This is a genomic window from Nakamurella sp. (assembly GCF_048594475.1).
Lineage (GTDB): Bacteria > Actinomycetota > Actinomycetes > Mycobacteriales > Nakamurellaceae > Nakamurella.
Window position 1 is genome coordinate 1 of the sequence record NZ_JBMDXT010000404.1, and the last position, 5,840, is coordinate 5,840.

Consider the following 5,840-nt stretch of genomic DNA (forward strand, 5'->3'; position numbering starts at 1 on the left):
GCGTCGGGCTCGTCGTGCCGCCGAGCGGACCGCACGCGACCCCGCCGGTGCAGTCCGTCCGGACCGCCCTCGGACTGTCCGGTGCGGTGGCCTTCGCGGTCACCCAGCACGCCTGCGCGTCCGGCCTGCTCGCCCTCGACCTGGCCGGCCGGCTGCTGGCCACCGACGAGGAGGACGCGCTGGCCCTGGTGCTGACCGGCGAGAAGGCCTACCCCGCGGTCAACCGGACGATGCCGGCGCCCACGGTGACCGGTGAGGCGAGCGCGGCCCTGCTGGTCGGCCGGTCCGGCGCGGGCGACCGCGTGCTGTCCTACGAGTGGCGGGTCGACGGCGAGTTCCGCGACGGCACCGCGATGGCCGGGCCGACCCGGTCCCGGTTCCACCAGCGCTACCCGCAGACCCTGGCCGAGGTCGTCCAGGCGGCCGTGGCCCGGGCCGGCCTGGAGCTGGCCGATCTGGCGATGATCCTGCCGCACAACGTCAACCGCGCCTCATGGGTCCGGGTGGCGGCCCTGCTGGGGTTACCGCTGGACCGCATCTTCCTGGACAACGTGCCGGTCACCGGGCACGCCTTCTGCGCCGATCCCTTCGTCAACTACCGCTGCGCGGTCGACGCCGACCGATTGCCGCCGGGCCGGCCCTACCTGCTGGCCAGCGTCGGGCTCGGCGCGGTCTACGCGGCGATGGTGATGCAGGCCCGCGGGCCGGCCGGCGGGTGGTCGGGATGACCGCCGTCCTGGGCGCACCGGCGGCGCCGGTCACGGCAGCGGCCACGGCAGCGGCCCCGGCAGCGGCCACGGATGGCCGGCCGGCGCCCGAGCGGGCGCCGAGACCGGTTCTGGCCCTGACTTTTCCGCACGCCGGCGGGCACCCCGCCGGTCCCGGGCTGCGCGCCCTGTGGGCCGACCGGCTGGCCGCCGGCGCGGCCCCGCCGCCTCGCGGGTGCGACGGCCCGGGCCGGTCGTTCGCGGCGATGGCCGCCGCCCTGCTCGACCGGCTGCCCGGGGCCACGGGGGCGGAGCTGGTCGTGCTGGCCCACGTCACCCCCGATCTGGACCCGCGGGACTCGGTGGCCGGTGCGCTCGCCGCGCCCGGCCGGCTGGTGTTCGCGGTGTCCGACCAGGGCCGGCTGGCACCGTTCACCGCGCTGCGGATCGCCGCCGCCTTCCCCGACCGGCGCCCGGCCGTGGTGATCGCTCTGGACCAGGCGCGGGTGCCCTACGCCGATCCCGACCTGTCCGCCCTGGACGACCGGTCCGACCACGCCGTGGCGCTCCGCCCGGACCTGGGTTTCGGCCCGGTCCGGCAGTGGGCCGGGGTGTCCGGCGACCGGCTCGGCGACGTGCTGGCCGGGGCCCTGGCCACCGAGCGGCCCGACCTGGTCGTGCTCGGGCCGGCCCTGCCGCCGGCGGCCGGGTGGTCCTGGCGCCGGGCCCCGGGAGACCGGCTCGGCACCGCCGTCTTCGACGCGCTGGCCGCCGACCACGATCGGCCCGATCCGGCCCGGCGAACGACGGTCGTGGAGTACGAACCGGCGACCGCCACCCTCGCCCTGGTCACCTGGGGCCGCCCGACACCCGTCCCGGCGCCGGATCTCCGGCCGGACCCGCCGCACGACCGCTAGGGGCACGCCATGGAACCCACCCTGCTGTTCGATCTGCTCGACGACGCCGCCGCCCGGGACCCGCACGCCCCGGCCCTGACCGCCGGAGAGACCACCCTGAGCTACGCCGATCTGGCCGCGGCCAGCCGCCGGGCGGCCGCCTGGCTGGCCACCTCCGGGGTCCGCCGGCGGGACCGCGTGGTCGTGCTGACCCGCGACCTCCTCCTGCCGGTGCCGCTCCTGGTCGGCTGCGCCCGGCTCGGCGCCGTCGTCGTGCTGCTGCACGAGGAGGTCCTGGACCCGACGGTCCGGCACGTGCTCGCCGACACCGAGCCGGCCCTGCTGGTGACCGACCGCCCGGACGCCGCGGCCGCGGCCGTGGAGCGGGGCGTCGCGGTGGCGACCGGATCGGCGGCGCGCGCGGGCATCGCCGCCGCCGCGCCGGCCGATCCGGCCCGGCCGCTGAGCGTCGACCCGGTCTGCCTGATCTACACATCGGGCAGCACCGGGCTGCCCAACGCCGTGGTCTCCACCCACGCCCAGGTGGTGTTCGCCGCCCGGGCCATCCAGTCCCAGCTGGGCTACCGCGCCGACGACGTCGTGTTCTCCGCGCTGCCACTGTCTTTCGACTACGGCCTGTACCAGGTGTTCCTCGCCGCGCTCGGGGGTGCCCACCTGCATCTGGGGTCGGCGCAGGACGCCGGGGTCGGGCTGTTGCACCGGTTGCGCGCGGCCCGCGCGACCGTGCTGCCGGCGGTGCCGTCGCTGGCCGCCATCCTGGCCCGGCTGCTCGAACGCTACGGCGGCCGGCTCGATCTGCGCCTGCTGACCAACACCGGCGCCGACATGCCGGCCGCCACCGTCGCCCGGCTGCGGCGGCTGCTGCCCGGCCTGACGGTGCAGCTGATGTTCGGCCTCACCGAGTGCAAACGGGTCAGCATCATGCCGCCGGACGGCGACCTGGCCCGGCCGGGGGCGTGCGGGCGTCCGCTGCCGGGCACCGAGGTGATCGTGCTGGACGACGACGGGACCGCGCTGCCGCCCGGCCAGGTCGGCGAGATCGTCGTCCGGGGTCCGCATGTGATGGCCGGCTACTGGCGGCGACCCGCCCTCACGGCCCGGCGCTTCCACCGGACCGACGACCTCGGGGTCGAGCTCCGGTCCGGCGACTACGGCTACCTCGACGGGGACGGTTACCTCTACTTCGTCGGCCGCCGCGACGACATCTACAAGTCGCGCGGCTTCCGGGTCAGTGCCACCGAGGTCGAGGCGGCCGCCCTGCGGGTGCCGGGCGTGGCCGCCGCCGCCGTCCTGCCGCCCACCGCGGACCGGCCCGAGCCGGTGCTGTTCGCCGTCACCGACCTGGACCAGCCGACCTTCCGGGACCGGCTGCGCGAGCAGCTCGAGCACTACAAGATCCCGCGCCACTGCGAGCTGGTGGATGCGCTGCCGCTCAACCAGAACGGCAAGACCGACAAGAAGGCCCTGGCCGTCCGCGCCGACGCCGGCCGGCTGATCGCCTGATCCGCTCGACCCCCCATCCCGCCCCGCCCGGGCGCCAGCAAGGAGCCACAGCCATGTCCGAGTCCACCCGCCGGGTCTACCTCTTCCCCGGCCAGGGCGCCTACCTGCCCGGCGCGATGGCCGCCTTCGCCCACCACCCCGGGGTGCGGTCGGTGCTCGACGAGATCGACCGGACCGTCCCGCCCACCGGCGCCGGGGTGACCGAGCTGCTGCTGGCCGCCGGCGGACGGCCGCTGGCCGAGCTGCTGGCCGCCGAACCCGTCGGCCTGCAGCTCGCCCTGTTCGGCACATCGGTCGCCCTGTTCGGCGAGATCGCCGGCACGGTCGGTGATGCCGACGTGCTGATGGGCCACAGTCTCGGCGAGATCGCGGCGCTCACCGCCGCGGGCGCGCTCACCGTGGCCGACGGGGCGCGGATCGTCGCCGCCCGCACCGCCCGACTCACCGCCGCGGCCCCGCCCGACGGCGGCATGCTGGCCCTGGCGGCGGGCGCGGACGTCGCGGCCGGCCTGGTCGCCGCGGCCGACGATCCGGGCGTGGTGGTCGCGGTCCGCAACGCACCGCGCCAGACCGTGCTCTCCGGCCCGCGCCCCGGCCTGGCCAGGATCGCGGCGGCCGCATCCGCGCTCGGGGTCGGCGCGACCGTCCTCGGATCGCCGTTCGCCTTCCACCATCCGGCGCTCGGCGCCGCCGCCGCCGCGTTCCGCACCGCCGTCGCCGGGGTGATCGTCCACCCGCTGCGGCACCGGGTGCATTCGCCGATCCTGGGCCGCGACTACCGCGACGGGGACGACCTGGCCGCGCTGCTGGCGCACCACCTGGTCCGGCCGGTCGACCTGGTGTCCGCCGTCCGCCGGCTGCACGAGCACGGGCACACCGTGTGGGTGGAGTGCGGCGCCCGGGACGCGCTGGGGTCGGCCGTGCGCCGCACCGTGCCCGGCGTCCGGACCCTGTCCTGCCTGGACGGCAGCCGGCCCGGGCCGGACCTGGTCGGCGCGGTGCGCGAGCAGCTCACCGGCACGGCCGGCCCGTCCGTGACCCTTCCGGTGGTCGGGACCGTCGGCCCGGTCGACGACGCGCCCGGCCCCGTGCCCGGCGCACCGCTCGCCCTGGTCGCGGACCCGCCCGCCCTGGTCGCGGACCCGCCCGCCCCCCGCGGCCCGGCGCCTGCGCCGGCCGCCAACCGCGCCGAGCTGATCGCCCGGTTGCGGGCGACGTACGCGGCCGCCCTTGACTATCCCGCCGCGGTGTTCACCGAGGACGCCGACCTGGAGGCCGATCTCGGCGTCGATTCGGTCAAGCAGACCGAACTGCTGGCCCGGGTGTCGGACGAGTGCGGCGTCGCCGTGACCGGGGCCGATCTCGGGCTGGCCGAGCTGTCGACGCTGGGCCGCATCGCCGACGCCGTGCTGGCCAGCGGGCCCCTCACCCCCGGCGCGGTGGCGCCGGCCGGGCCGACCGTCCCTCCGGCACCGGGGTGGCCCGCCGGGGCCGCCGACCGGCCCGCGGCCGCCGACCGGCCCGTGACCGCCGACCGGAACGCCCTGCTCGCCGACCTGCGCCGCACCTACGCCGGCGCGCTGGACTACCCCGAGTCGGTCTTCACCGAGACCGCCGACCTGGAAGCCGATCTGGGCATCGACTCGGTCAAGCAGACCGAGCTGCTGGCCCGGGTCAGCGAGCAGCTGCCCGGCGGGGCGGCCGGCCGCGACGTCCCGCTGGCCGACCTGGCCACCCTGGGCGCGATCGCCGACTTCATGCTGCGCGCCGGTACCGGCCTCGGCACCGTCACCGTGGCCGAGCGGAGCTGAGGGCGATGTCCACCGCGGAGGCCGACGGCCGGGTCGTACTCGTCACCGGCGGCGCCAAGGGGGTCGGCCGGGAGGTCGTCCGGGCGTTCGCCCGGACCGGTGCCACCGTGCTGGTCAACTACTTCCACTCGCGCGAGGCGGCCGAGGCGCTGCGCGCCGAACTGGCCGCCCAGGGGTGCCCGATCACGCTGCTGCGCGGCTCGGTCGCCCGGCAGGACCAGGTCGACGCCATGTTCGACACGATCGCCCGGGACGTCGGACGCCTGGACGTGCTGGTGAACAACGCGGCCCTGGGTGCGCTCCGGCCGCTGGACGAGCTGGACGAGCGGGACTGGACGCGCACCTTCGACACGATCCTCAAGGGGTCGCTGTGGTGCTCCCGGCGGGCGGCCGCACTGATGCCGGCCGGCGGCGCGATCGTCAACCTCTCGTCGGTCGGGTCCCCGTTCGTGCTGGACGGCTACACCGCGATCGGCACGGCCAAGGCCGCCCTGGAGTCGCTGACCCGTTACCTGGCCGTCGAATTCGCCCCCGCCGGGATTCGGGTCAACACCGCGTCGGGCGGGCTGCTCGACAACGCGGTGGCCGGCCTGTTCCCGGACGCCGTCCGGTTGCGGGCCACCGTCGTCGGCGCGACCCCGCTGGGCCGGCTGGGCACCGAGGCCGAACTGGCCGAGGTCGTGCGGTTCCTCGCCTCGCCGGGCGCGTCGTGGGTGACCGGGCAGTGCCTGGTCGCCGACGGCGGGCTGTCGCTCGGGCACGCGATGCTCAGCGCCGGGCCGCCACCTCCGGCCGGGCCCGACCCCGGCGCCACCACCCGGACCGCCCCCGGCGCCACCACCCGGACCGCCCCCGGCGCCACCACCCGGACCGCCCCTGGCGCCACCACCGGGACCGCGCCC

5 protein-coding genes are annotated in these 5,840 nt (G+C 77.2%); all 5 read left to right on the forward strand.

The genetic code is table 11. The features are described 5' to 3' along the window. Positions 1-728, forward strand: a 728-nt coding sequence (locus ACOJUF_RS18210; RefSeq protein WP_420123235.1) for a 3-oxoacyl-[acyl-carrier-protein] synthase III C-terminal domain-containing protein, incomplete at its 5' end; no start/stop codon positions are given. Next, entirely contained in the window at positions 725-1,624 is a 900-nt protein-coding gene (locus ACOJUF_RS18215) for a hypothetical protein (protein ID WP_420123236.1), read from the forward strand. The genes ACOJUF_RS18210 and ACOJUF_RS18215, both read left to right, overlap by 4 nt. Before the next feature lie 9 nt (positions 1,625-1,633). Continuing rightward, positions 1,634-3,127 carry a class I adenylate-forming enzyme family protein gene (locus ACOJUF_RS18220; RefSeq protein WP_420123237.1) on the forward strand — a complete coding sequence of 498 codons (1,494 nt, stop codon included), beginning with the start codon at positions 1,634-1,636 and terminating at the stop codon, positions 3,125-3,127. A 53-nt stretch (positions 3,128-3,180) separates the two neighbouring features. After that, a complete protein-coding gene (locus tag ACOJUF_RS18225) occupies positions 3,181-4,938 on the forward strand; it encodes an acyltransferase domain-containing protein (protein WP_420123238.1) in 1,758 nt (585 codons plus the stop codon). Positions 4,939-4,943: 5 nt separating this feature from the next. Beyond that, positions 4,944-5,840, forward strand: an 897-nt coding sequence (locus ACOJUF_RS18230) for an SDR family oxidoreductase (protein WP_420123239.1), incomplete at its 3' end; no start/stop codon positions are given.

Bases quoted from the DNA above. Each gene is read 5' to 3' on its own strand.
- ACOJUF_RS18215 (WP_420123236.1), top strand. From the start codon at position 725: ATGACCGCCGTCCTGGGCGCACCGGCGGCGCCGGTCACGGCAGCGGCC.
- ACOJUF_RS18220 (WP_420123237.1), top strand. From the start codon at position 1,634: ATGGAACCCACCCTGCTGTTCGATCTGCTCGACGACGCCGCCGCCCGG.
- ACOJUF_RS18225 (WP_420123238.1), top strand. From the start codon at position 3,181: ATGTCCGAGTCCACCCGCCGGGTCTACCTCTTCCCCGGCCAGGGCGCC.